Below are 23,535 nucleotides of genomic sequence, written 5' to 3'. Positions count from 1 at the left end.
TTCAGCGAAAGAACAGCGCGCTCATCACCAGACCGATCAGCACGATGCTCCAGCGCATCACCTCGCGCGGAATTCGCCGGGCGACGCGCGCACCTACATAGCCGCCTACCAGCACGGCGGGCAGCATGACCGCCACCCAGCGCCACTGCACGGTGCCAGCGGCGGCGTAGATGCCCACGGCGAACAGGGTGAGCACGGCGGAGATGGCGTTTTTCAGTGCGTTCATGCGGTTGAGATGGGTCTCGCCGATCAGGGTGAGCATCGCCAGCAGCAGCACGCCGAGGCCGCCGTTGAAGTAGCCGCCGTACACGCTGACCACGAACAGGCCGACCAGCGCCTGCAGCCGCGGCGCATGCTGCTCGGGGTGGCGGCCGATGCGGCGCAACAAGGTCGGCCCGAAGGCGAACAAGGCGGTGGCGAACAACAGCAACCACGGCACTAGTGCCCGAAATGCGTGATTGCTGGTGGTGATCAACAGCCCGGCGCCGATGCCCCCGCCCACCAGGCAGGTCAGCATCAGCGCGGTCATGCCGACCGAGCGCGGCGGGCCGAGGTCTTCGCGGAAGCCCCAGGTGCTGGCCAAGTAGCCGGGCAACAGGGCCGTGGTGCCGGTCGCGTTGGCGGCAACGGGCGCAATCCCGGCATAGATCAATGCGGGCAGGGTGAGGAAGCTACCGCCACCGGCAGCGGCGTTGAGCGCCGCCCCAAAAAATGCGGCCAGCGCGACCAGCGCCAAAGTGAAACCGTCGTTGAACATGAGCTTGATGCGAAAAAGCGTCAAGCATACGCAGAACGCCAGCGCTGCGCCCGGCAGGCCTGCGGTTTGTCGTCCAATACCGCTTTCAATTGGTAACACGACCCCCTACTGCAATGGCAACCAGTCTGCTCGCTCTTTTAGATGACATCACCACCGTGCTGGATGACGTCGCGGTGCTCACCAAACTCTCGGCCAAAAAAACCGCGGGCGTGCTGGGCGACGATCTGGCGCTCAACGCCCAGCAGGTCACCGGGGTGCAGAGCAATCGCGAAATTCCCGTGGTGCTGGCCGTGGCCAAGGGCTCGCTGATCAACAAATCGATTCTTGTACCGCTGGCGCTGGCGATCAGCGCCTTTGCGCCCTGGGCGATCACCCCTTTGTTGATGTTGGGCGGGGCGTATCTGTGCTTTGAGGGCGCGGAAAAGCTGGCGCACAAGTTCTTCCACAGCCCATCAGAAGAAGAAGCCCATCACGAGGAATTGACCCAGGCGCTGACCCACACGGAGGTCGATCTGCTGGCGCTTGAGCGCGACAAGGTGAAGGGGGCGGTGCGCACCGACTTCGTGCTTTCCGCCGAAATCATCGCCATCACGCTCGGTGCGGTGGCTGGTGCGAGCTTCATCACGCAGGTCGCCGTGCTGGTCGGCATTTCGGTGCTGATGACCGTGGGCGTTTATGGGCTGGTTGCGGGCATTGTGAAGCTGGACGACGCCGGGCTCTACCTGAGCCGTCAGGCGTCTGCCGCCGCGCAGGCGCTGGGGCGCGGCCTATTGACTGCGGCGCCCTGGCTGATGAAGGGGCTGAGTGTGGTGGGCACTGTCGCGATGTTTCTGGTGGGCGGCGGCATCATCCGCCACGGCTGGCCCTGGCTGCATCACGCCAGCGAGGCCGTGGTGCATCAGTCGGGTGCGGCGCTGGGCTGGTTGAGCCCGCTGTTGTTGGATGCCGCGGTGGGCATCGCCACCGGCATCGGGGTGCTCGGCGTGTGGACGCTCGGGCAGAAACTTCGGGGGCGCGGCGCGGCGGCACATTGAGCCGCGCCGGTGCGCATACCGACAAAGTATTTAGGCAGCCAGCAGTGCGGCGATCTGGTCCTTGAGCTGCAAACGCTCTTTTTTCAGCGTTTCCAGGTGCAGGTCATCGGCGGCGTGCACGCCTTCTTCAATCTGCACCACTTCCTTGTTGAGTTCTTCGTAGCGTTGGGCCAGCTTTTGGAAGTGGGCGTTGTCCGCTTTCAGCGCGTGGATCTTGTCGGCCTGGGCGGGAAATTCGTGGGTCAGATCGTGCGGGTCTAGTGTCATGGGGACGTCCTCCTGTGTTGTTGAGCAAGGCTTAACCATAGGACGGTTCGCGCGGACGTGCCACCGCTGCGCGCAAGCTGCCCGTTGCAGGCCTTTCAGGGATTGACCGGCAGCAACGCCCACATGCGCCCGGGCCACTGCATGCGGCCTGCGAGTTCGCCGGCCGCATCGCCGGTGCCGGTGAACAAGTCGGCGCGCACAGTGCCCGTGATGGCCGAGCCCACATCCTGCGCGAACACCAGCCGGTTGAGCGCCTTGGGGGGGCTGGCGCTGCCGTCGTAAGGTTGCGCGGTGGACAGCCACACCGGCAGGCCCAGCGCGATGGCGCGCTTGTCCACCGCGATGCTGCGCATGGCCGTGAGGGGCACGCCCAGGGCGCCGATGGGGCCGCGTTGCGGGTCGGTGTCGAGCGCGGCGTTGAAGAACACCACGCGCGGGTTGGCGGCCAGCATTTCGGGCACTTCAGCTGGGTGCATCTGCGCCCAGGCGCGGATGATGGACATGGTGATCGTGCCGTTCACCCGCCCGGTGTCGAGCAGCCAGCGACCGACCGATTTGTAGAGCCAGCCGTTGGTGCCGGCGTAGCTCAGTCGCAAGGTCTGGCCGCTGGGCAGACGCACGAGGCCGGAGCCTTGTACCTGCAGGAACAGGGCGTCCACCGCGCTGTCGAGCCAGACCACGGTGTGACGATCCAGCGCGGCCTGTAAGGCGGGGTCGGACTGGATCTGCGCCCGGCTCCAGTAGGGCAGCACGCGCTGCTGCCCGTCCACCCAAGCCACCCGGCCGCCGCTGACACCATCGGCGCCCGGCGCGCGCGGCACGAGGTCGGCGGGCAGCCCCCAGACGGGCACCACATAAGGCCAGATGCGGGTGAGCGAGCCGTGCAGCACCGGCTCGTAGTAGCCGGTGATCAAGCCTTTGTTCTCTTGGTCCGGTTTTTCCGAGGCGGTGATTTGCCACGGCGCGAACTCGGCCTCGATGAACGCCCGCTGCGACTGCGGATCGTCCGCCGGCACGGACGCCGCGCGTCGGCACACCGCCGCCAGCGCGCTGGGTAGGCGTGCGCCGCAGTCGCGCCGGAAGGCCTGCCAGACGCCGCTGAAATCGTCTTGCGGCCAGCCAGGCAAATCGGCCCACTGGGCGGGTTGCAGCCGCACGCCGGGGCCGGTGAGCGCGGCGGCGGTGCCCGGCGGGGTTGCAGGCCAAGGCGCCGTCGGCGCCGAAGTGGGCGGGAGGGTCGTGAGCGAAGAAGTGGGCGGCGCGGGCGGCGTGGCGCAGGACGCCAGTACCAGCCCCAGCAGGCAGAGCAGGGCGGTGCGGACCCGGCCCATCAACCCCGGTCGGTGCGAAAACAACGTCATGCTCAGCCGTGTGCGCTGGCCGCAGCGTGTCGCGGCGGCAGGATGAACGTCCAGGGCCTGCGCCACAGCCGACGGGCAATGCTGGTGTAGATGGCGCGGCGCTCTTTCACCTGAATGCCCCGGGCGCGCAAGGCCAGGCGGTAGGCCAGATAGAAACTCACGCCGACGTTGAGCACGCCGTTGACGGCAATGCCCGCCAGCGCCCACCAGAACGCCGGATCGTTCACGACCGCGGGCCCCAGGCTGGCGCACGCCGCGCCAAACAGGCCCGATGACAGGGTGACGTGCCGCACTTGCAGGTCGAGGCCGAAAATGCGGAAGAACTCCGGCGTCAATCCGAGCAGCAGGCCGAGCGACACATTGCCCGACATCACGCCGATATTGCGACGCCACCAGGCGGCCCAGCGCGCTGCGCGCAGCGCGCCCAGGCGACGCCGGATGCGCGGATTCCAGGCGATGGCGCTGTCGAGCCGGTGCAGCACGAAGGCGTTTTCCGCCCAGCCTGCCATCACACTGGAGAGGAACAGCAGCACCCCGGTAAACGCGGCAAACAGCGGTGTGGGGCCCAGCAGCGACAACGATTGCAGCTCGTGCTCCGCCTTGGGCACGGGCAGAAACTGCGGCCCGAACACGGCCAGCCCACCCAGGCCAAGCAGCAGCGCCACCGGCATGACCAGCAGCACGTTGCCGAACACCCCGGCCGACTGCGAGCGCGTGAGGTTGGCGACTTCGTCAACGAATCGCTCCACCCCACCGGGTTTGGACAGCTCGCCGAGCTTGTCGGCCATGGCCGGTGCGGTCATCGCCGGTTGTTTGGTGGCGATGGTCCAGTGCAGCAATTGCACGATGACAAAGCTCACCGCGTAGTTCAGCCCGGCGAGCAGGCCGGTCCAGAACAGCGCGGTTTTCAGGCCGAGAATGCCGATCTTGATCCAGGTGGTGAACCCCATGATCAGCCCGCCGCCCATCGCCGCGCCGAGCATGGCGCGGTATTCGCGGCGGTCGCGGGTGATGTAGTGCTCGCCCGTCTCGGCGTGGCGTTCGGCCATTTTTTCCGCCAGCAGCGCGGTGTTGTGCCGCCACAGGGCGCGCAGGCTGCGGCGCTGGGCGTTCAGGCGCACGAAATTGGCGAACAGATGGGCGGTGTCGCGCGCCGGGGTGTCGCCCACCAGGCAATTGAGTAGCGCCTCGGCGCGGTCGATGCGCTGATGCAACTGGTGCAGCACATAGACCAGGCTGAGCGAAGTGCCGTAGTCTTCCAGATGCGCCGTGACCGAATCGGCCTGCTGGCGACAGGCTTCCAGCCCGGCGCGAAGCAGTGTGAGCGACTGCCGCAGCGCCTCTTCGTCGCCGGGGGGCTGCTGCGCCAACAGCGTCTGTACCGTTTCATACTGCGCGGCCAGATGCTTGAACGGGGCTTCGACCTCGCCCGCCAGTGGGCCGCTGTTGTGCATACGCGAGCGCAGATCGGGCGAGAAGCCGGTGGCGCGGATCTGGCTGACGGTATAGGTCAGCGCATCGAGCAGGGCGGTGCGCCAGAGCTGCGCGCTGGCGGTTTTTTCGGTTTCGATCTCGCGCGTGGCCAGCAATTCGCGCAGGCGTGCGAGGGTCTCGGCATCGAGCGCTTCGAGCCAGACGGCGTCGTGCGCCTGCGGAAAAAACAGGGCGAACAGCACGGCGAGATCGCGCGTTTCGGGCGATTTGGGCAGCCATTTGTTGCCCAGCCGTTCGCTGAATTCGCTGAAAAACGAAGGCCGCTGGCTGAAGCCGAAATCGGCCAGCAGCAAGGTGGCATCGGTGTTGCGCAGCAGGCCGTTGATCACGGCGGCGATTTCGGCGCGGCGCTCGGGCAGGTGGTCGAGCACGTCCAGCAGGGTTTGCAGTCGGCGGATTTCGGCGAGCGCCGTAGTGTCTTCGCCGTTTTGCGCAGCGAGAGCGGGCGGGAGGTTCAGACCCTCTCGCAGGAGATCGGCGTCGGGGCCGCGTCGCAGCCAGTCCAGCAGTTCGATGATCCAGAGCGCTTGCTCCACGGGCTGCGCCTGTGCGCTGGCCGCGTCGAGCAGCGAATGCACCTCCGTCGCCGCGCGCGCCGCCGCCTTGCGCGCCCGTCGCTTGGCAAAAAACATCAGTGCAGACTCCGCGGCTGAACCAGCGCGAATTCGGGAATGTGCGCCTCGAAGCGCTCGCCATCTTCGGCGACACAGAAATAACTGCCGCGCATACTGCCCATCGGCGTGCTCAGTTGCGACCAGCTGGTGTATTCGAACGCTTCGCCGGGCTTGAGAAAGGGCTGCTGCCCCACCACGCCCAGGCCGCGCACTTCTTCCACCTTGCCCGCACCGTCGGTAATGATCCAGTGGCGGGAAATGAGCTGCGCGGCCACGCGTCCGGTGTTGATCACGGTGACGGTGTAGCTGTAGGCATAAACGCCTTGCTCCGCATCCGACTGCTCGGGCAGGTATTGCGGAATCACCGAAACGGAAAATTGATAGGTCGACATGCGCCCGATTCTAGGAGTTAGCAGTGGAGTGCGCGCTTGAGATGGCTTGACATTCAGGGAATTGCGCCGCGTCAGGTAGTTGGGTTCAAATCCCTACAGAATCAGTTGGGCATCCCTCTAAAATGAACGCCATGAAAACCTACCGCATCGCTCCCAGCATTCTCTCGGCCGACTTTGCCCGCCTGGGCGAGGAGGTGCGCAACGTCATCGACGCCGGCGCTGATTTCATCCACTTCGACGTGATGGACAACCATTACGTGCCCAATCTCACCATCGGCCCGCTGGTGGCCGAGGCCATCAAGCCCTACTGCAAGAAGGCCGACGGCACCCCCATCACGCTGGATGTGCATCTGATGGTCGAGCCGGTCGATGCCATCGCCCAGTCCTTCGTCAAGGCGGGCGCCGACATCGTCAGCTTCCACCCCGAAGCCAGCAAGCACGTCGATCGCACCCTGCAGATGATTCGCGACGGCGGCGCCAAGGCCGGGCTGGTGTTCAACCCCGCCACGCCGCTTTCCGTGCTCGACTACGTCATGGACAAGGTCGATTTGGTGCTGCTGATGAGCGTCAACCCCGGCTTTGGCGGACAGAGTTTCATTGAAAGCAGCCTGCCCAAGGCCAAACAGGTACGTGCCAAGCTCGACGCCTACAAGGCACAGACGGGCCGCGACATCCTGCTGGAAATCGACGGCGGCATCAAGCCCGACAACATCGCCGCGGCCGCCGCGGCCGGGGTGGACACTTTCGTGGCCGGTAGCGCCATTTTCGGCAAGCCCGACTACAAGGCCGTGATCGACGCCATGCGCGCCAACCTCGCGGCGGTGGCCTGATGGACGCCCGCACCGCTGCAACGCCAGCCCTGACCTTGGTCGGCCACGCCGTGCAGGCCGCCATCATCGATCTCGACGGCACCATGATCGACACCCTGGGCGACTTTCATGCGGCGCTTTCGCGGTTGATGGACGAACTCGGTCTGCCCGCGGTCAGCCGTGAGCAGGTGGAGCATCGCATCGGCAAAGGTTCCGAATATCTGGTGCTGCAGACCCTGCGCATTCACCTCCGCGACGATCAGGCCCAAGACCTGTACCCGCGCGCCATCGAAACCTATCAGCGTATTTACGGCACCATCAACGGCCAGTATTCCAACCCGTTTCCCGGCGTGCCCGAAGGGCTAGCGTCCTTGAAGGCTGCGGGCTTGCGGCTGGCCTGCATCACCAACAAGCCCACACGCTACGCGCGCGAACTGCTCGACCTCAAAGGGCTGCTGCAGCACTTTGAAGTGGTCAACGGCGGCGACGCCTTCCCGCGCAAGAAGCCCGACCCCATGCCCTTGGTCGAAACCTGCAAGCAGATCGGCCTGCCCACCGCGGTGGTGCTGATGATCGGCGATTCGCAGAACGATGCCCTGGCCGCCCGTGCCGCCGGTTGCCCGGTGGCTCTGGTCACCTACGGCTACAACCACGGCGAGCCCGTGCGTGCGGTGGACGCAGATGGCTTTGCCGACCGCATCGGCGATCTGCTCCTCGCCTGAATAATTCAGCACGCAGCAATAAAAAAGCCGCTCCGAACAGGAGCGGCTTTTTTGTGGGCAGAGCCGCTGCGATCAGCCGTTGATGTTCTGCTTTTGAATCGAGGTATTGGACAGCACGCCAGCGGGCAGCATGCGCAGCATAGCCTGATACAGCTCGGCGTTGCCGGTGCCCGGAATGATGTGCGAGCCCGGACCCATCAGCACGATGCCGTTGGAGGGTTCGAACAGCAGTTCAACCGTTTGACCCTTGGCGATCTGCTTCACGCTGGCCAGTTGTTTACTGAAGGCGTCCATCGCCGGCTTGAACGAGGCGTACTGCGCGGCGGACACGCCCTTTTTCACCCCAGCATCCAGCGCCTTGGCCAAAGCGTCAGCCGACATATTGGAAATGGCGGTGAGGCGAATCGATTTGGCCCCGGGCATGGTCATGATGTTACTGACCGACGTGGTGTTTTGCGGCAGGTAAACCGCCGCGGCCATCTTGCCGCCCATATCGACCACGCCAGCGCCGTTGATCAGCAGGGGCACGCCGTTGGCCGGGGCGGTTTGCATCACAGGAACGCCGCCCACTTTGACGGCGGCATTGGCGCTTACGGCGCCGAACGTCGCGGCCAGCGCGATGGCGGTTGCGGTCAGAACTGTTTTCATGGACGATCCTCGGGTGGTTTGTGGGTATATCAGCCAAATCTTATTTTATGAACCCACCCCTTGCATGTTCGGGTTTTCACCGAAACGGCGTGTTTGAGTGGTCACCAAACATGACGGCGCGCAAGCCTTGCCCGGTGAAGCCGGTCAGTTGCTGTCCGCTTCGTTGCCCAGTAGCGCACGTTTGAGCCGGTCTTCAGCGGGATCTTTGCCCAGCCAGATTTTGAGCATGGAGTTGAAAAACTGCGGCTCGGTGAACACCCCGCCCGAGGGCACGCCATCGATGGCGATAGTGCTGCCCTTGCCGGGAATCTCGCGGATAGTCACCGTTTCCCCGGTTTTGATCTGGCTTTTTTGGGCAAACAGTCCGCCCAGTTGCACTAGGCTGGGAATAAAGGCGCTGAACTCCTCCGGGCTGAGGTTGTTTTTGATGCCTTCGTTGAGTTTGTCGCCGAGCTCCTTGCCGCTCACATCACGCAGCAGGGTGAGTTTCAACTCCTTGGGCCCGGCCATGTTGTAAATCGCCTGCGGTTGCGTGCTTTTCTGCGGCAAATACAGCGCGGCGGTGTAAACCTTGAAAAAGAACACGTACCGGGTACCGGCGCCGTTGAGCGTCAGCGCCTTGCCGCCGACATCCACTTGCGGCGGAATATCCACGCCGTGCAGGGTGAGCGCCTGCGCGCTCGGCATGAAGGATGCGGCGGCCAGTGCAGCGATCAGCGAGGCGGTTGCGCCGAAGGTGCGCAGCGGCTTGTGAGCGGTGTGATCCATGAAGTCTCCTGTTGTCTGTTATCGAACGGTCGTTCATTTTTCGTAAAACGCCGTGCTTTGACAAGTGAATTTGGATCGGGCGCCGTTTAAGATACTGCAACGACACCCATGAAGGAGACGTCATGCCCAAGGTTTTTCAGGACAGCTACCCCGACGCACTGGCGCACTGCTATGGCTGCGGCCGCCTCAATGCCGAGGGGCATCAGATCAAGACCGTCTGGGATGGTGATGAAACGGTCACGCGCTTCACGCCCCAGCCCTATCACATCGCAGTGCCTGGCTTTGTGTACGGCGGCTTGATCGCCTCGCTGATCGATTGCCACAGCACCGGCACGGCGGCAGCGGCGATGTACCGTGCCGAAGGGCGGGAGATGGACACGCAACCGGCGTTCCGTTTTGTCACCGGATCGCTGCATGTCGATTTTCTCAAACCGACGCCCTTGGGCACAGCGCTTGAAATTCGCGGTCGTGTCAAAGAAATCAAGGGCCGCAAGGTCATTGTGGAGTCCACGGTGTTTGCGGGCGGCGTGGCCACCGTGCGCGGGGAGGTCGTCGCGGTACAGATGCCGGAAAACTTCGGCGCTTGAGACCGCGTTTGAGCCCGTTACGCGGAAAATGGCCCTGCGAGTTTGCTACATTCGCTCACTCGGATAGATCTGCGCGATTCATTCACTGTCCATGTTCATCCATCGGCGACACGCATCGGGTTCTGGAGACCGGGGGGCCTGGCCCTGGCGGTTCTGGCTGATCGTGCCCGCTGCTGCGGCCTGAATCACCTCCGATCTGCGCCCCATTCGCGCGTCAATGCTCGGGGCCGTGTCGGCAACAGGCTGCACTCCCGCGATATCCGCTGCCCGCCCCTGCGGGGCAGCCGACCCTTGAGACGAACATGACTGAACTCGAATTCAAAGAACTGGCCCGCCAGGGCTACAACCGCATTGCGCTCGTGTCGGAAGCGCTGGCGGATCTGGAAACTCCCCTGTCGCTCTACCTCAAGCTGGGGGTGGGTGCAGGAGCCGGGAAAAACACTTTTTTGCTGGAATCCGTCGTCGGCGGCGAGCGCTTCGGCCGCTACTCCTTCATCGGCCTGGCCGCGCGCACGCAGGTGCGGGTGAAGAACGGCCTCACCGAGGTGCTGCGCGACGGCGCGGTGGTGGAAACCTCCGAAGCGCCGCCGCTGGATTTCATCGAAGCGTTCCACGCCCGCTTCAAGGTGGCGCTGCCTGCAGGCATGCCGCGTTTTTGCGGCGGGTTGGCGGGGTATTTCGGCTATGACGCGGTGCGCTATATCGAGCCGCGCCTGATGGCGTCTGCGGCCAAGCATCCCAAGCCCGATCCGCTCGGTATGCCCGACATCCTGCTGATGTTGTGCGAAGAACTCGCCGTGATCGACAACCTGTCGGGGCGGCTCTACCTCATCGTCTATGCCGACCCCGGCCAGCCCGAGGCCTACAGCCAGGCGCGCTCGCGCTTGCGCGGTCTGCGCGAGCAACTGCGCTATTCCGTTTCGGCGCCGCCCATGCAGCGCAGCAGCGTGACGCCGATCGAGCGCGAGTTCGACAAGGCCGACTATCTGAAAGCGGTCGAGAAGGCGAAGGACTACATCGCCGCCGGCGATTTCATGCAGGTGCAGGTGGGGCAGCGCCTGCGCAAGCGCTTCAGCGATTCGCCGCTGTCGCTCTACCGTGCGCTGCGCTCGCTCAACCCTTCGCCGTACATGATTTATTTCAACTTCGGCGACTTTCAGATTGCGGCCTCATCGCCCGAGATTCTGGTGCGCGAAGAGGCCGTGCCCGAAGGACGCAAGGTCACCATCCGCCCGCTGGCGGGCACGCGGCCGCGCGGCGCCACCGCCGAGGCCGATGTGCGCAACGAGGCCGAACTGCTGGCCGACCCGAAGGAACGGGCCGAGCATCTGATGCTCATTGATCTGGCGCGCAACGATCTGGGCCGGATCGCGCAGACCGGCAGCGTGAAGGTGACCGAGGCGTTCGCCATCGAGCGCTATTCGCATGTGATGCACATCGTCAGCAACGTCGAGGGGCTGCTGCAACCGCAGCGCACGCCAATGGATGTGCTGCGCGCCACCTTCCCGGCGGGCACGCTGTCGGGCGCGCCCAAGATTCGCGCCATGGAAGTGATCGACGAACTCGAACCCACCCGCCGCGGGCTGTACGGCGGGGCCATCGGCTACTGGAGTTTTGCCGGTGACATGGATCTGGCCATTGCCATTCGCACCGGCATCGTCAAGGACAACTGGTTGTACGTGCAGGCGGCCGCTGGCGTGGTGGCTGATTCCGTGCCCGAGATGGAGTGGCGCGAAACCGAGGCCAAGGCCCGCGCCGTGTTGCGCGCGGCCGAGCAAGTGCAGGAAGGGCTGGACGGCTAAAGCGCCGACCTGCCCCCTCTCTTCCCAGACCCACGGAGCCCACCATGCTGCTGATGATCGACAACTACGACAGCTTTACCTACAACCTGGTGCAATATTTCGGCGAACTCGGCCAGGACGTGCACACCGTGCGCAACGATGAGCTCGATCTCGAAGCCATCGCGGCGCTCAATCCCGAGCGCATCGTCATTTCTCCCGGGCCCTGCTCGCCCGCCGAGGCGGGTATCTCCGTGCCGGTGCTGCAATATTTCGCCGGGCGACTGCCCATTCTGGGCGTCTGCCTGGGGCATCAGGCCATCGGCGCCGCGTTTGGCGGCCAGATCGTGCGGGCGCGGCAAATCATGCACGGCAAGACCAGCCCCATCACCCATGACGGCCGAGGCGTGTTCGCCGATCTGCCCAGTCCGTACACCGTGGTGCGCTATCACTCGCTGGCCATCGAGCGCGACAGCCTGCCGACCTGCCTGGAAATTACCGCGCAGACCGAAGATGGCGAAATCATGGGGGTGCGTCACCGCCATTTCGCCATCGAGGGCGTGCAGTTTCACCCGGAATCCATCGAGACCGAGCACGGCCACCGGCTGCTGCAGAATTTTCTGGCGTTGAACGAGGGCCACTTCCATGACCATCAGTAATCACGATGCGCTGGTGCGCGTCATCGAGCACCGCGAAATCTTCCACGATGAAATGATCGGGCTGATGCGCCGCATCATGACCGGCGAGATGTCCCCGGTCATGATGGCCGCGCTCATCACCGGCCTGCGGGTGAAAAAGGAAACCATCGGCGAAATCACCGCCGCCGCGATGGTGATGCGCGAATTCGCCACGCCGGTCGAAGTGGCCGATAAAAAGCGCCTGGTCGACATCGTCGGCACAGGGGGCGATTCCGCGCGCACCTTCAATATCTCCACCGCCAGCATGTTTGTCGCCGCCGCCGCCGGGGCGCAGGTGGCCAAGCATGGCGGGCGCAGCGTGAGTTCTTCCTCCGGCTCGGCCGACGCGCTCGACGCGCTGGGCGCCAACATCCAGCTCACGCCAGAGCAAGTGGCGCAAAGTCTGGCCGAATGCGGCATCGGCTTCATGTTCGCGCCCAACCACCATCCGGCCATGAAGCACGCGGCGCCGGTGCGTAAGGAGTTGGGAGTGCGCACCCTGTTCAATATTCTTGGGCCGCTGACCAACCCCGCGGGTGCGCCTAACCAGTTGCTGGGGGTGTTCCACCCCGATCTGGTCGGTATTCTGGTGCGTGTTTTGCAAAGGCTGGGCAGCGAGCACGCCCTGGTGGTGCATGGGCTGGATGGTCTGGACGAGGTGTCACTGTCGGGCGAGACGCTGATTGGCGAACTCAAGAACGGCCAGATCAGCGAATACGCCATTCACCCCGGCGATCTCGGGCTGAAGTCCGCGCCGTTGGAGGCGCTGCGGGTGGAAGGCCCGGCTCAGTCCATCGAGCTGATGCACGAGGCGCTCAACGATGTGGCGGGCGCGCCCAGAGACATCGTGGCACTCAATGCAGGGGTCGCGCTGTACGCCGCGAACGTCGCGCCCGCATTGATCGACGGCGTACAGATGGCGCGCGAAGCCATTTCCAGCGGCGCAGCACGCGACAAAATGCAAGAGTTCGTGCGCGTCACCCGCGCCATGCAGAATCTGGCGGCCAGCGTATGAGCCCACCCCGAAACCCTTCGCTTCGCTCGGCTCTCCCCTCAAGGGGCAAGAAACTCTCGGGGCGGCCCAGCGAGTTTCTTGAGAGCGACATTCTTCAGCGCATCCTCGCCACCAAAGCGCAAGAAGTGGCAGCGGCGCGCGAGCAGGTGCCTTTATCGGCGCTGCGCGAGCAGGCTGCGGCGCGGGGCCCAACGCGGTGGTTTGCCGCCGCGGTGCAGGCCAAAGTCGCCGAGGGTGGGCCCGCCGTCATTGCGGAAGTGAAAAAGGCCAGTCCGTCGCGCGGGGTTCTGCGTGCCGACTTCGATCCGGCCGCTATCGCTCGCAGCTACGCGGCCGGGGGCGCCACCTGCTTGTCCGTGCTCACCGATGTGCAGTACTTCCAGGGGGCGGCGTCTTATCTGCAGCAGGCGCGGGCGGCTTGCGCGCTGCCCGTATTGCGCAAGGATTTCATGGTCGATGCCTACCAGATCGCCGAGGCGGCCGCGATGGGGGCCGACTGCGTGCTGTTGATCGCCGCCGCTCTGCCGCGGGCGCAATTGATCGAACTGGAAGCCGAGGCGATGAGCTACGGCCTCGATGTGCTGGTCGAGATACACAACGCGGCTGAACTGGAGGCGGCGTTGGCGCTGCGCACGCCGCTGCTTGGCATCAACAACCGCGACTTGCGCAGCTTTGAAACCCGGCTGGAGACCACCCTTGATCTGCTGCCACAGATTCCTGAGGGCCGCGTCGTTGTGACCGAAAGCGGCATTCTGACCGCCGATCACGTCGCGCGCATGCGGGCCGCCGGCGTTCAGGCCTTCCTCGTCGGCGAAGCCTTCATGCGCGCGGACGACCCCGGCACAGCCCTGCGCGCGCTCTTCGATTGACCCGGCTAAAAGGCCTTCTATTTGACATTGCTGCAAAAATCGCTAAGAATCTGCGGTTCGCCTCGGAGAGGTGGCCGAGTGGTTAATGGCAGCAGACTGTAAATCTGCCCTCTTACGAGTACGCTGGTTCGAATCCAGCCCTCTCCACCAGGCGCAAGAATGATGTGCTTTGCTGCTTTTGGTTTTTGCTGCGGGCTTCGTCGTGTTGGCGGCGATCAGTCGCTCCGAGTTGGTCGCTGCGGGCCTCGCCAGGGTGTCCAGTGCTAGGCAAGGCGGGAGTAGTTCAATGGTAGAACCTTAGCCTTCCAAGCTAATGGCGCGGGTTCGATTCCCGTCTCCCGCTCCAGCTCCTGCGGTATTTAGTGTTGTTATGTAACGGTTTTTTCTTGAGCGTGCAAGCGTTCAGGCCCATGTGGCTCAGTGGCAGAGCACTCCCTTGGTAAGGGAGAGGTCGCGGGTCCGATTCCCGCCATGGGCACCAGTTGAATTTATCGATTTGTCCATCTTTGTAGGCTTGAGGAGTTTGAATCATGGCGAAGGAAAAGTTTGAGCGGACCAAGCCGCACGTCAACGTGGGCACGATTGGTCACGTGGACCACGGCAAGACCACGCTGACGGCGGCCATCACCACCGTGCTGGCGGCCAAGTTTGGCGGATCGGCCAAGGCCTACGACCAGATCGACGCAGCGCCCGAAGAGAAGGCTCGCGGCATCACCATCAACACCGCGCACGTGGAATACGAGACGGCCAACCGCCACTACGCCCACGTCGACTGCCCCGGCCACGCCGACTACGTCAAGAACATGATCACCGGTGCCGCCCAGATGGACGGCGCCATCCTCGTCGTCTCCGCCGCTGATGGCCCCATGCCCCAGACCCGCGAGCACATCCTGCTCGCCCGCCAGGTCGGCGTGCCCTACATCGTCGTGTTCCTCAACAAATGCGACATGGTCGACGACGCCGAGCTGCTCGAACTCGTCGAGATGGAAGTGCGCGAACTGTTGTCCAAGTACGACTTCCCCGGCGACGACACCCCCATCATCAAAGGCTCCGCCAAACTCGCCCTCGAAGGCGACAAAGGCGAACTCGGCGAGAAAGCCATCTTCAACCTCGCCGACGCCCTCGACAGCTACATCCCCACGCCCGAGCGCGCTGTGGACGGTGCCTTCCTCATGCCCGTCGAAGACGTGTTCTCCATCTCCGGGCGCGGCACCGTCGTGACCGGCCGGATCGAGCGCGGCATCATCAAAGTCGGTGAAGAAATCGAAATCGTCGGCATTCGCGCCACGCAGAAAACCACCTGCACCGGCGTCGAAATGTTCCGCAAACTCCTCGACCAAGGCCAAGCCGGTGACAACGTCGGCATCCTGCTGCGCGGCACCAAGCGCGAAGACGTCGAGCGCGGCCAAGTGCTGTGCAAACCCGGCAGCGTCAAGCCCCACACCCACTTCACCGCCGAGATCTACGTGCTCAGCAAAGACGAAGGCGGCCGTCACACCCCCTTCTTCAACAACTACCGTCCCCAGTTCTACTTCCGCACCACCGACGTCACCGGTGCGGTGGAACTGCCCAAGGACAAGGAAATGGTCATGCCCGGCGACAACGTCAGCATCACCGTCAAGCTCATCGCCCCGATCGCGATGGAAGAGGGTCTGCGCTTCGCCATCCGGGAGGGCGGTCGTACCGTCGGCGCCGGGGTGGTGGCCAAGATCATCGAGTAAATCGTTCAACCTGGATTCGGGGCGGCTTCTGGAGAAATCCGGCGTGCGCTCCGAACCAGGGTTTTTTGAGGGCGCTCTGCGGGGCCAGCCCGAATCTGTTTGAATTGCGGCCGTTGCCTGTTTCGCAGACAACGGCCTTGGTGCTAGAAGGTACAGGGGCATAGCTCAATTGGCAGAGCGTCGGTCTCCAAAACCGAAGGTTGGGGGTTCGATTCCCTCTGCCCCTGCCACTCCGAACCGTTTCGGGGTTGAACGCGCGTAAATCCATATGGCGAATCCGTCTGTCGAAACCGTCTCCACTGGGGCGGACAAAGCTAAGTTGGGGGCGGCAGCGGTCTTGCTGCTCGCCGCGCTGGGCTTGTTCTATGGCCTGGCCGGGCAGCCCATGTGGGTGCGCGTCGTCACGTTCCTGGTACTGCTGGCGGGCGCGGTTGTGGTGTTTTTCCTCTCCGAGCCGGGGCGTGCGCTCATTGCCTACGGGCAGGATGCGGTGCGCGAAACCAAGAAGGTGGTTTGGCCGACGCGCAAAGAGGCCATGCAGATGACGGGCATCGTATTTGCGTTTGTTATTTTGATGGCCCTTTTTCTCTGGCTGACCGACAAATCGCTGGAATATGTGCTCTACGACCTGATCCTTGGTTGGAAGCGCTAGGAGCATGAGTATGGCTGAAGCACAAACGATGGCGGCGCAAGCTGGCAAGCAATGGTATGTCGTCCACGCCTATTCCGGCATGGAGAAGGCCGTGCAACGCAACCTCGCCGAGCGCATTGAGCGCGCGGGGATGCAAACCAAATTCGGGCGCATTCTGGTGCCGACGGAAGAAGTCGTCGAAATCAAGAATGGTCATAAAAGCATTACCGAACGTCGCTTTTTCCCGGGCTATGTGCTTGTGGAAATGGAAATGGACGACGCGACCTGGCATTTGGTCAAGCACACCAGCAAGGTGACCGGTTTCGTAGGCGGCGCCAAAAATCGCCCCGTGCCGATCAGCGAGGCGGATGTGAACAAGATCATGAGCCAGATGCAAGAGGGTGCGGACAAGCCGCGTCCCAAGGTGCAGTTCGAGGTGGGCGAAATGGTCCGCATCAAGGAAGGCCCGTTCACCGACTTCAACGGCAATGTGGAAGAGGTGAACTACGAAAAGTCGCGGCTTCGTGTCTCGGTCACTATCTTTGGTCGCGCCACGCCGGTTGAATTGGAGTTTCAGCAGATCGAGCGGCTTTGACCGCTTGTTGATCTGCATGGTTGCTTGCGAGCAACTGCAAATCGTTTGATTGCTGCCGCCCATCCCGCCCGGGTTGCAGTGTGAGTCGTAAAGGGCGGGTTTCGGGGAGCCTTGTGAAAACAAAGGCGCTCGTACCCATTCGGAGTCACTATGGCAAAGAAAATTGTCGGCTTCATCAAGCTGCAAGTGCCAGCTGGTAAAGCCAATCCCTCGCCGCCGATCGGCCCGGCGCTCGGTCAGCGCGGCCTCAACATCATGGAGTTCTGCAAGGCGTTCAACGCGCAGACTCAAGGTGTGGAGCCGGGCCTCGCGCTGCCGGTGGTCATCACCGCCTTCGCGGACAAATCGTTCACCTTCATCATCAAGACCCCGCCCGCCGGTGTGTTGATCAAGAAGGCCATCAAGCTCGACAAAGGCTCGGCCAAACCGCATACCGACAAGGTTGGCAAGATCACCCGGGCTCAGCTCGAAGAGATCGCCAACACCAAGATGAAAGACCTGACGGCCGCCGATCTCGACGCGGCTGTTCGCACTATCGCGGGCACGGCCCGTTCGATGGGCGTTACTGTGGAGGGCGTGTAAATGGCCAAGATGCCCAAACGTTATGCGGCCTTGCGCGCCAAGGTCGATTCCAACAAGCTGTACGCGCTGGATGATGCGCTGGTGTTGGTCAAGGAGTGCGCGGTCGCCAAGTTCGACGAGTCCATCGACGTGGCGGTGAGCCTCGGCGTGGATACCCGCAAGTCTGACCAGGTCGTGCGGGGTTCGGTCGTGCTGCCCGCGGGCACCGGCAAGATCAAGCGCGTAGCCGTGTTCGCCCAAGGCGCCAAGGCTGAAGAGGCCAAGGCCGCCGGTGCAGACATCGTTGGTTTTGAAGATCTGGCCGAGCAGGTCAAGGCCGGCAACCTCAATTTCGACATCGTCATCGCTTCACCCGACGCCATGCGCGTAGTCGGTGCGCTGGGTCAGATTCTCGGCCCGCGCGGCATGATGCCCAACCCCAAGGTGGGTACTGTGACGCCGGACGTCGCGGGTGCGGTGAAAAACGCCAAAGCCGGTCAGGTGCAGTTCCGTGCCGACAAGGCCGGCATCGTGCATGGCACGATCGGTCGCGCCTCGTTTGGCGCCGATGCGCTGCGCAGCAATCTGGCCGCGCTGATCGAAGCGCTACAAAAAGCGCGTCCGCAAGCGGCCAAGGGCATCTACCTGAAAAAGGTGGCGGTTTCGTCCACTATGGGCATCGGCGTGCGCGTCGATACCGCCACGGTGAATGCCGCGGTTGCCGGGCAGTAAATGTTTGAAGCAGGCCCGGCCGATTGAATGATCGGTCGGGCCTGAGCAGGAATGAGTAGCAGCAATTGGTGGGCCGATGCGGTGATTTTCATGCCGCTTCGGGCGATCCAAGACCGCAGGCGCGAGACGGCAGTCTCGCTTAATTCGACGTCATGCCTGCGACGTCGGGTCTGCGCAGATGGCGAACCCGCTGGACGAGAGAATGGGCAAGGTGCGAACGTTGCCTGTAGTCACTCCAGAGGACGCTTGTTTAGGCGCTTTGAGCCGCTTGGGTTCAAGGCAATTTCTTCAGGAGTCAATCTTGAGTCTTAACCGCTCTGAAAAGCAAGCTTCAGTCGAGGAAATCTCGGCGCTGGCAGCCAAGGCGCAATCCCTGGTTCTGGCCGAGTATCGCGGCATTGCAGTCGAGCAGATGACCAAGCTGCGCAAGCAGGCTCGCGAAAACGGGGTGCATCTCCAGGTGTTCAAGAACACCCTGGCCAAGCGCGCTGTTTCGGGAACCTCATGCGAAGTTATCGCCGGTGAAATGGCTGGCCCGCTGATCTACGGATTTTCCGAAGATGCAGTAGCCGCCGCCCGGGTCATCAACGACTTTGCCAAAACCAATGACAAGCTGGTCATTCGCTCGGGTGTGGTCAACGGCAAGGCGCTCGACGCCGCCGGGGTCAAGACCCTTGCCAGCATTCCGTCGCGCGAAGTGCTGCTGGCGCGTCTGCTGGGTGTCATGCAGGCTCCCGTGTCCGGCTTTGCCGTGGCGCTGGGCCAGTTGGCGAAAAAACGCGAAACCGAAGCAGCCTGATCAGGCTGAAGCTTTCAACATTCTCTTTTCAAACATTTATCTCGGAGTCAACAAATGGCAATGAATCAACAGGAAATCCTCGACGCCGTCGGCGGCATGACTGTCATGGAACTCAACGACCTGGTCAAGGCGTTCGAAGAAAAATTCGGCGTGTCCGCTGCCGCGATGGCCGTGGCCGCTCCTGGCGCGGGCGGCGGTGCTGCCGCTGCCGTGGAAGAGCAGACCGAATTCAACGTGATCCTGACGGAAGTCGGCGCGAACAAGGTCAGCGTCATTAAGGCCGTGCGCGAACTGACGGGCCTGGGCCTGAAGGAAGCCAAGGATCTGGTGGACGGCGCGCCCAAGGCTGTCAAGGAAGCCGTGGCCAAGGCCGATGCCGAAGCTGCGAAGAAGAAGCTGGAAGAAGCCGGCGCCAAGGCTGAAATCAAGTAAGTCTATGGTTTTGCGTGGGCCCGGAAGGTCAATTGGCCTTCCGGGCTTTCGCGCCTTCTGCCGGTTCAGGCCGGTAGCTTGGTTACCACATGGCCTGGGGTGAGCCCGGGTTATGCGATAACTGATTTTGTCCCTGTGGAGCGGAGCGTATCCATGTCCTACTCGTTCACTGAGAAAAAGCGCATTCGGAAAAGTTTTGGCAGCCGCCAAAGTGTTCTGGATGTCCCCTATCTGCTGGCTACGCAGATCAACTCCTACGAGGCCTTTTTGCAAAAAGACCTTCCCTTGCCGCAGCGCAAGGACGAAGGGCTGGAAGCGGCGTTCCGCGCCATTTTCCCCATCGTGTCGCACAACCAGTATGTGCGCATGGAATACAACGGCTACACCCTGGCACGCCCGGTGTTCGACGTGCGCGAATGTCAGCAGCGCGGTCTGACCTTTGCGTCGGCACTGCGGGCCAAAGTGCGCCTGATCGTGATGGACCGCGAAGCGGCCAAGCCCACGGTCAAGGAGGTGAAGGAGCAGGAGGTCTATATGGGCGAGATTCCGCTCATGACCGACAAGGGCTCGTTCATCATCAACGGTACCGAGCGGGTGATCGTCAGCCAGCTGCACCGCTCGCCCGGCGTGTTTTTCGAGCACGACAAGGGCAAGACCCACAGCTCGGGCAAGCTGCTGTTTTCCGCCCGCATCATTCCCTACCGTGGCTCCTGGCTCGACTTCGAATTCGACGCCAAGGACATTCTGTATTTCCGCGTCGACCGCCGCCGCAAGATGCCGGTCACCATTCTGCTCAAGGCCCTGGGCCTGAATCCCGAGCAGATCCTGGCGCACTTCTTTGCCTTCGACCACATGCAGTTGATGGACGATGGCGCTTTGCTCGAATTCGTGCCCGACCATTTCAAGGGCGAAGTGGCCCGCTTCGACCTGATCGACCAGAATGGCAAAGTGGTTGTCGCCAAGGACAAGCGCATCAACACCCGCCATCTGCGCGAGCTGGAGCAGGGCGGCACGCAACGCCTGTCGGTGCCGGAAGACTTCCTGTTGGGCAAAGTGCTGGCGCGCAACCTGGTGTCACAAGACACCGGCGAGATCGTGGCCCGCGCCAATGAGGAGCTCACCGAGGCGCTGCTGAAGAAAATCCGCGAAGCCGGCATTCAGCAGATCCAGACCCTCTACATCAACGACCTCGACCAGGGCGCGTTCATTTCGCAAACCCTGCGCATCGATGAAGTGGCCGACCAGCTCGGGGCCAAGGTGGCGATCTACCGCATGATGCGCCCCGGCGAGCCGCCGACCGAAGACGCCGTCGAGGCTTTGTTCAACCGCCTGTTCTTCGACGCTGACGCCTACGACTTGTCGCGCGTGGGCCGCATGAAGTTCAACCGCCGCCTCGGTCGCGAAGAGATCGAAGGCGAGATGGTGCTGTCGCATGAAGACATCATGGCGGTCATCAAGCTGCTGGTCGAGTTGCGCAACGGCCGCGGCGAAGTCGATGACATCGACCACCTCGGCAACCGCCGCGTGCGCTGCGTGGGCGAGCTGGCCGAGAACCAGTTCCGTGCCGGGCTGTCTCGCATCGAGCGCGCGGTGAAGGAACGTCTGGGCCAGGCCGAGACCGAAAACCTGATGCCGCACGACTTCATCAACTCCAAGCCCATTTCGGCGGCGATCAAGGAATTCTTCGGCTCCTCGCAACTCTCGCAGTTCATGGATCAGACCAACCCGCTGTCGGAAATCACCCACAAGCGCCGCGTCTCGGCCCTGGGCCCGGGCGGCCTGACGCGCGAGCGCGCTGGTTTTGAAGTGCGCGACGTGCACCCCACGCACTACGGCCGCGTCTGCCCGATCGAAACGCCGGAAGGCCCGAACATCGGTCTGATCAACTCGCTGGCGCTGTTCGCCCGGTTGAACGAATACGGCTTCATCGAGACACCTTATCGCCGCGTGATCGACCGTAAGGTGACTGACCAGATCGACTACCTCTCGGCCATCGAAGAAGGCAAGTACGTCATCGCCCAGGCCAATGCCGGCATGGACGAGCACGGCATGCTCAACGACGAGTTGGTGTCTGCCCGCGAAGCTGGCGAGTCCATCATGGTCTCGCCAGAGCGGGTGCAGTACATGGACGTGTCGCCCAGCCAGATCGTGTCGGCCGCGGCCTCGCTCGTGCCCTTCCTGGAGCACGACGACGCCAACCGCGCGCTGATGGGCGCCAACATGCAGCGTCAGGCCGTGCCCGTGCTGCGTCCTGAAAAGCCCCTGGTCGGCACCGGGGTCGAGCGCGTGACCGCGGTCGACTCGGGCACCGTGGTCACCGCCTTGCGCGGCGGGGTGGTGGACTATGTGGACAGCGCCCGCATCGTGGTGCGCGTCAATGACGACGAAACCCAGGCGGGCGAAGTCGGCGTGGACATCTACAACCTCATCAAATACCAGCGTTCCAACCAGAACACCAACATCCACCAGCGCCCGCTGGTCAAGCGCGGCGACATACTCGCCAAGGGCGATGTCGTGGCCGACGGCGCTTCGACCGACCTCGGCGAACTGGCGCTGGGCCAGAACATGCTGGTGGCCTTCATGCCGTGGAACGGCTACAACTACGAAGACTCGATCCTGCTGTCCGAGCGCGTGGTGGCCGAAGATCGCTTCACCTCCATCCACATCGAAGAGCTGAACGTCCCGGCGCGCGACACCAAGCTGGGCTCCGAAGAAATCACCCGCGACATTCCCAATCTGTCCGAGCACCAATTGGCGCGTCTGGACGAGTCGGGCATCATTTACGTGGGCGCGGAAGTGGAAGCGGGCGACGTGCTTGTGGGCAAGGTCACCCCCAAGGGCGAGACCCAGCTCACCCCGGAAGAGAAGCTGCTGCGCGCCATCTTCGGCGAAAAGGCGTCCGACGTGAAGGACACCTCGCTGCGCGTGCCCTCGGGCATGTACGGCACCGTCATTGACGTGCAGGTGTTCACCCGCGAAGGCATCCCGCGTGACAAGCGCGCCCAGCAGATCATCGACGACGAGCTCAAGCGCTATCGCCTCGACCTCAACGACCAGATGCGCATCGTCGAGGCCGATACCTTCGACCGTCTGGGCAAGCTGCTCACTGGCAAGACCGCCAACGGCGGCCCGAACAAGCTGGCCAAGGGCGCAACCATCACCGCCGACTACCTGGGCGAGACCGACCGCTATAACTGGTTCGACATCCGCCCGGCGGATGAAGCGCTGGCGCAGCAGATGGAACAGCTCAAGGACTCGCTGGAGAAGCGCCGCCACGCCTTCGATCTGATGTTCGAAGAGAAGCGCCGCAAGCTCACCCAGGGCGATGAGCTGCCCACCGGCGTGCTCAAGATGGTCAAGGTTTACCTGGCCGTCAAGCGCCGCCTGCAGCCAGGCGACAAGATGGCCGGCCGTCACGGCAACAAGGGTGTGGTGTCCAAGATCGTTCCGGTCGAAGACATGCCGCACATGCCTGATGGCACCACGGTGGACATCGTGCTCAACCCGCTGGGCGTGCCGTCGCGCATGAACATCGGGCAGATTCTCGAAACCCACCTGGGCTGGGCCTCGATCGGCATCGGCAAACGGGTCAACGACATGCTGCAGTCGCATGCCAAGGCGGCCGAGTTGCGCAAATTCCTGGGCACTCTTTACAACTTCAGCGGCAAGCAGGAAGCGCTCGATCAGCTCAGCGACGCCGAGGTGCTTGAACTCGCCAGCAACCTCAAGGCCGGTCTGCCCATCGCCAGCCCGGTGTTCGACGGCGCCAGCGAAGCCGAAATCGGCCAGATGCTCGACCTGGCCTATCCCGACGACATCGCCGAGAAGCTGCAGCTCACCGCGGCGAAAAAGCAGGTCATGCTGACCGATGGCCGCACTGGCGAAGTCTTCGAGCGCCCGGTGACCGTGGGCATCATGCACGTGCTCAAGCTGCATCACCTGGTTGACGACAAGATGCACGCCCGCTCCACCGGCCCGTACTCGCTGGTCACGCAGCAGCCGCTGGGCGGCAAGGCGCAGTTCGGCGGTCAGCGTTTCGGCGAGATGGAAGTCTGGGCGCTCGAAGCCTACGGCGCCTCGTATGTGCTGCAGGAAATGCTCACCGTCAAGTCCGACGATACGCAGGGCCGCACCAAGATGTACGAGAGCATCGTCAAGGGCGACCACATCATCGAAGCCGGGATGCCCGAGTCGTTCAACGTGCTGATCAAGGAAATCCGTTCCCTGGGTCTGGACATCGAACTCGAACGCAATTGATTGATGCCGCGCCCG

23 protein-coding genes and 4 tRNA genes are annotated in these 23,535 nt (G+C 63.2%); 20 read left to right on the top strand and 7 right to left on the bottom strand.

Features of this window, described 5'->3' with window-relative positions; genetic code table 11:
* Window position 1 precedes the first annotated feature (1 nt).
* Window positions 2-757, bottom strand: coding sequence for a sulfite exporter TauE/SafE family protein (locus BIO17B3_RS09080; protein ID WP_013107526.1), 756 nt, complete (start codon window positions 755-757; stop codon window positions 2-4).
* A 113-nt stretch (window positions 758-870) separates the two neighbouring features.
* On the opposite strand from BIO17B3_RS09080, the gene BIO17B3_RS09075 reads away from it, so the two are divergent.
* Window positions 871-1,791 (top strand): DUF808 domain-containing protein, encoded by a 921-nt coding sequence (locus tag BIO17B3_RS09075; protein WP_156053793.1) that lies wholly within the window; start codon window positions 871-873, stop codon window positions 1,789-1,791.
* Between the two features lie 30 nt (window positions 1,792-1,821).
* Here BIO17B3_RS09075 and BIO17B3_RS09070 read toward each other — a convergent pair whose 3' ends face one another.
* From BIO17B3_RS09070 to apaG, 4 genes are all read right to left on the bottom strand, one after another.
* On the bottom strand, window positions 1,822-2,058 hold the full coding sequence (locus BIO17B3_RS09070; RefSeq protein WP_156053792.1) for a YdcH family protein: 237 nt from the start codon (window positions 2,056-2,058) through the stop codon (window positions 1,822-1,824).
* A gap of 95 nt (window positions 2,059-2,153) precedes the next feature.
* Window positions 2,154-3,419, bottom strand: coding sequence for a murein transglycosylase A (locus tag BIO17B3_RS09065; RefSeq protein ID WP_232054234.1), 1,266 nt, complete (start codon window positions 3,417-3,419; stop codon window positions 2,154-2,156).
* 2 nt (window positions 3,420-3,421) lie between these two features.
* A complete protein-coding gene (locus tag BIO17B3_RS09060; RefSeq protein WP_156053791.1) occupies window positions 3,422-5,545 on the bottom strand; it encodes a site-specific recombinase in 2,124 nt (707 codons plus the stop codon).
* Window positions 5,545-5,919 (bottom strand): Co2+/Mg2+ efflux protein ApaG, encoded by a 375-nt coding sequence (apaG, locus tag BIO17B3_RS09055; RefSeq protein WP_013124528.1) that lies wholly within the window; start codon window positions 5,917-5,919, stop codon window positions 5,545-5,547. The genes BIO17B3_RS09060 and apaG overlap by 1 nt, the downstream gene beginning before the upstream one ends.
* A gap of 131 nt (window positions 5,920-6,050) precedes the next feature.
* Here apaG and rpe point away from each other — a divergent pair, with 131 nt between their 5' ends.
* A complete protein-coding gene (gene rpe / locus BIO17B3_RS09050; RefSeq protein ID WP_013107520.1) occupies window positions 6,051-6,749 on the top strand; it encodes a ribulose-phosphate 3-epimerase in 699 nt (232 codons plus the stop codon).
* Window positions 6,749-7,450 carry a phosphoglycolate phosphatase gene (gph, locus tag BIO17B3_RS09045; protein WP_156053790.1) on the top strand — a complete coding sequence of 234 codons (702 nt, stop codon included), beginning with the start codon at window positions 6,749-6,751 and terminating at the stop codon, window positions 7,448-7,450. The genes rpe and gph overlap by 1 nt, the downstream gene beginning before the upstream one ends.
* Window positions 7,451-7,522: 72 nt before the next feature.
* Here gph and BIO17B3_RS09040 read toward each other — a convergent pair whose 3' ends face one another.
* Window positions 7,523-8,098 (bottom strand): chalcone isomerase family protein, encoded by a 576-nt coding sequence (locus BIO17B3_RS09040; protein WP_013107518.1) that lies wholly within the window; start codon window positions 8,096-8,098, stop codon window positions 7,523-7,525.
* A 144-nt stretch (window positions 8,099-8,242) separates the two neighbouring features.
* Window positions 8,243-8,866 carry a chalcone isomerase family protein gene (locus tag BIO17B3_RS09035; RefSeq protein WP_156053789.1) on the bottom strand — a complete coding sequence of 208 codons (624 nt, stop codon included), beginning with the start codon at window positions 8,864-8,866 and terminating at the stop codon, window positions 8,243-8,245.
* Between the two features lie 122 nt (window positions 8,867-8,988).
* Between BIO17B3_RS09035 and BIO17B3_RS09030 the strand changes: the two genes are divergently transcribed.
* From BIO17B3_RS09030 to rpoB, 17 genes are all read left to right on the top strand, one after another.
* Window positions 8,989-9,453, top strand: a complete 465-nt coding sequence (locus BIO17B3_RS09030; RefSeq protein ID WP_156053788.1) for a PaaI family thioesterase — start codon at window positions 8,989-8,991, stop codon at window positions 9,451-9,453.
* 302 nt (window positions 9,454-9,755) lie between these two features.
* Complete coding sequence (gene trpE / locus BIO17B3_RS09025; RefSeq protein ID WP_013124523.1) at window positions 9,756-11,255, top strand: anthranilate synthase component I; 1,500 nt, start codon at window positions 9,756-9,758, stop codon at window positions 11,253-11,255.
* A gap of 44 nt (window positions 11,256-11,299) precedes the next feature.
* Window positions 11,300-11,890, top strand: a complete 591-nt coding sequence (locus BIO17B3_RS09020; RefSeq protein WP_156053787.1) for an aminodeoxychorismate/anthranilate synthase component II — start codon at window positions 11,300-11,302, stop codon at window positions 11,888-11,890.
* Entirely contained in the window at window positions 11,877-12,923 is a 1,047-nt protein-coding gene (gene trpD, locus BIO17B3_RS09015) for an anthranilate phosphoribosyltransferase (protein WP_013107513.1), read from the top strand. Before BIO17B3_RS09020 ends, trpD begins: the two co-directional genes overlap by 14 nt.
* A complete protein-coding gene (gene trpC / locus BIO17B3_RS09010) occupies window positions 12,920-13,792 on the top strand; it encodes an indole-3-glycerol phosphate synthase TrpC (protein ID WP_232054233.1) in 873 nt (290 codons plus the stop codon). The genes trpD and trpC overlap by 4 nt, the downstream gene beginning before the upstream one ends.
* Window positions 13,793-13,856: 64 nt before the next feature.
* Window positions 13,857-13,942 (top strand) — tRNA-Tyr (locus BIO17B3_RS09005).
* 122 nt (window positions 13,943-14,064) lie between these two features.
* A tRNA-Gly gene (locus tag BIO17B3_RS09000) sits at window positions 14,065-14,138 on the top strand.
* A 60-nt stretch (window positions 14,139-14,198) separates the two neighbouring features.
* Window positions 14,199-14,273, top strand: a tRNA-Thr gene (locus BIO17B3_RS08995).
* Between the two features lie 49 nt (window positions 14,274-14,322).
* Window positions 14,323-15,513 (top strand): elongation factor Tu, encoded by a 1,191-nt coding sequence (tuf, locus tag BIO17B3_RS08990; protein ID WP_013107281.1) that lies wholly within the window; start codon window positions 14,323-14,325, stop codon window positions 15,511-15,513.
* Window positions 15,514-15,667: 154 nt separating this feature from the next.
* Window positions 15,668-15,743 (top strand) — tRNA-Trp (locus BIO17B3_RS08985).
* A 38-nt stretch (window positions 15,744-15,781) separates the two neighbouring features.
* Complete coding sequence (gene secE, locus BIO17B3_RS08980; protein WP_013107511.1) at window positions 15,782-16,165, top strand: preprotein translocase subunit SecE; 384 nt, start codon at window positions 15,782-15,784, stop codon at window positions 16,163-16,165.
* A 10-nt stretch (window positions 16,166-16,175) separates the two neighbouring features.
* Entirely contained in the window at window positions 16,176-16,739 is a 564-nt protein-coding gene (gene nusG / locus BIO17B3_RS08975; protein ID WP_013124519.1) for a transcription termination/antitermination protein NusG, read from the top strand.
* A 150-nt stretch (window positions 16,740-16,889) separates the two neighbouring features.
* On the top strand, window positions 16,890-17,321 hold the full coding sequence (gene rplK, locus BIO17B3_RS08970) for a 50S ribosomal protein L11 (protein ID WP_013107509.1): 432 nt from the start codon (window positions 16,890-16,892) through the stop codon (window positions 17,319-17,321).
* Window positions 17,322-18,032, top strand: coding sequence for a 50S ribosomal protein L1 (gene rplA / locus BIO17B3_RS08965; RefSeq protein WP_156053786.1), 711 nt, complete (start codon window positions 17,322-17,324; stop codon window positions 18,030-18,032).
* A 301-nt stretch (window positions 18,033-18,333) separates the two neighbouring features.
* Window positions 18,334-18,831 (top strand): 50S ribosomal protein L10, encoded by a 498-nt coding sequence (gene rplJ, locus BIO17B3_RS08960; protein ID WP_013107507.1) that lies wholly within the window; start codon window positions 18,334-18,336, stop codon window positions 18,829-18,831.
* A gap of 54 nt (window positions 18,832-18,885) precedes the next feature.
* Window positions 18,886-19,263, top strand: coding sequence for a 50S ribosomal protein L7/L12 (gene rplL, locus BIO17B3_RS08955; RefSeq protein WP_013107506.1), 378 nt, complete (start codon window positions 18,886-18,888; stop codon window positions 19,261-19,263).
* Window positions 19,264-19,416: 153 nt separating this feature from the next.
* Complete coding sequence (gene rpoB, locus BIO17B3_RS08950; RefSeq protein ID WP_013107505.1) at window positions 19,417-23,520, top strand: DNA-directed RNA polymerase subunit beta; 4,104 nt, start codon at window positions 19,417-19,419, stop codon at window positions 23,518-23,520.
* The last annotated feature ends 15 nt before the right edge of the window (window positions 23,521-23,535 follow it).

It is taken from the genome of Thiomonas sp. OC7 (assembly GCF_900634595.1).
Lineage (GTDB): Bacteria > Pseudomonadota > Gammaproteobacteria > Burkholderiales > Burkholderiaceae_C > Thiomonas > Thiomonas arsenitoxydans.
Note: the sequence above shows the minus strand (reverse complement) of the source record. Positions and strands in the feature narration are given on the sequence as shown.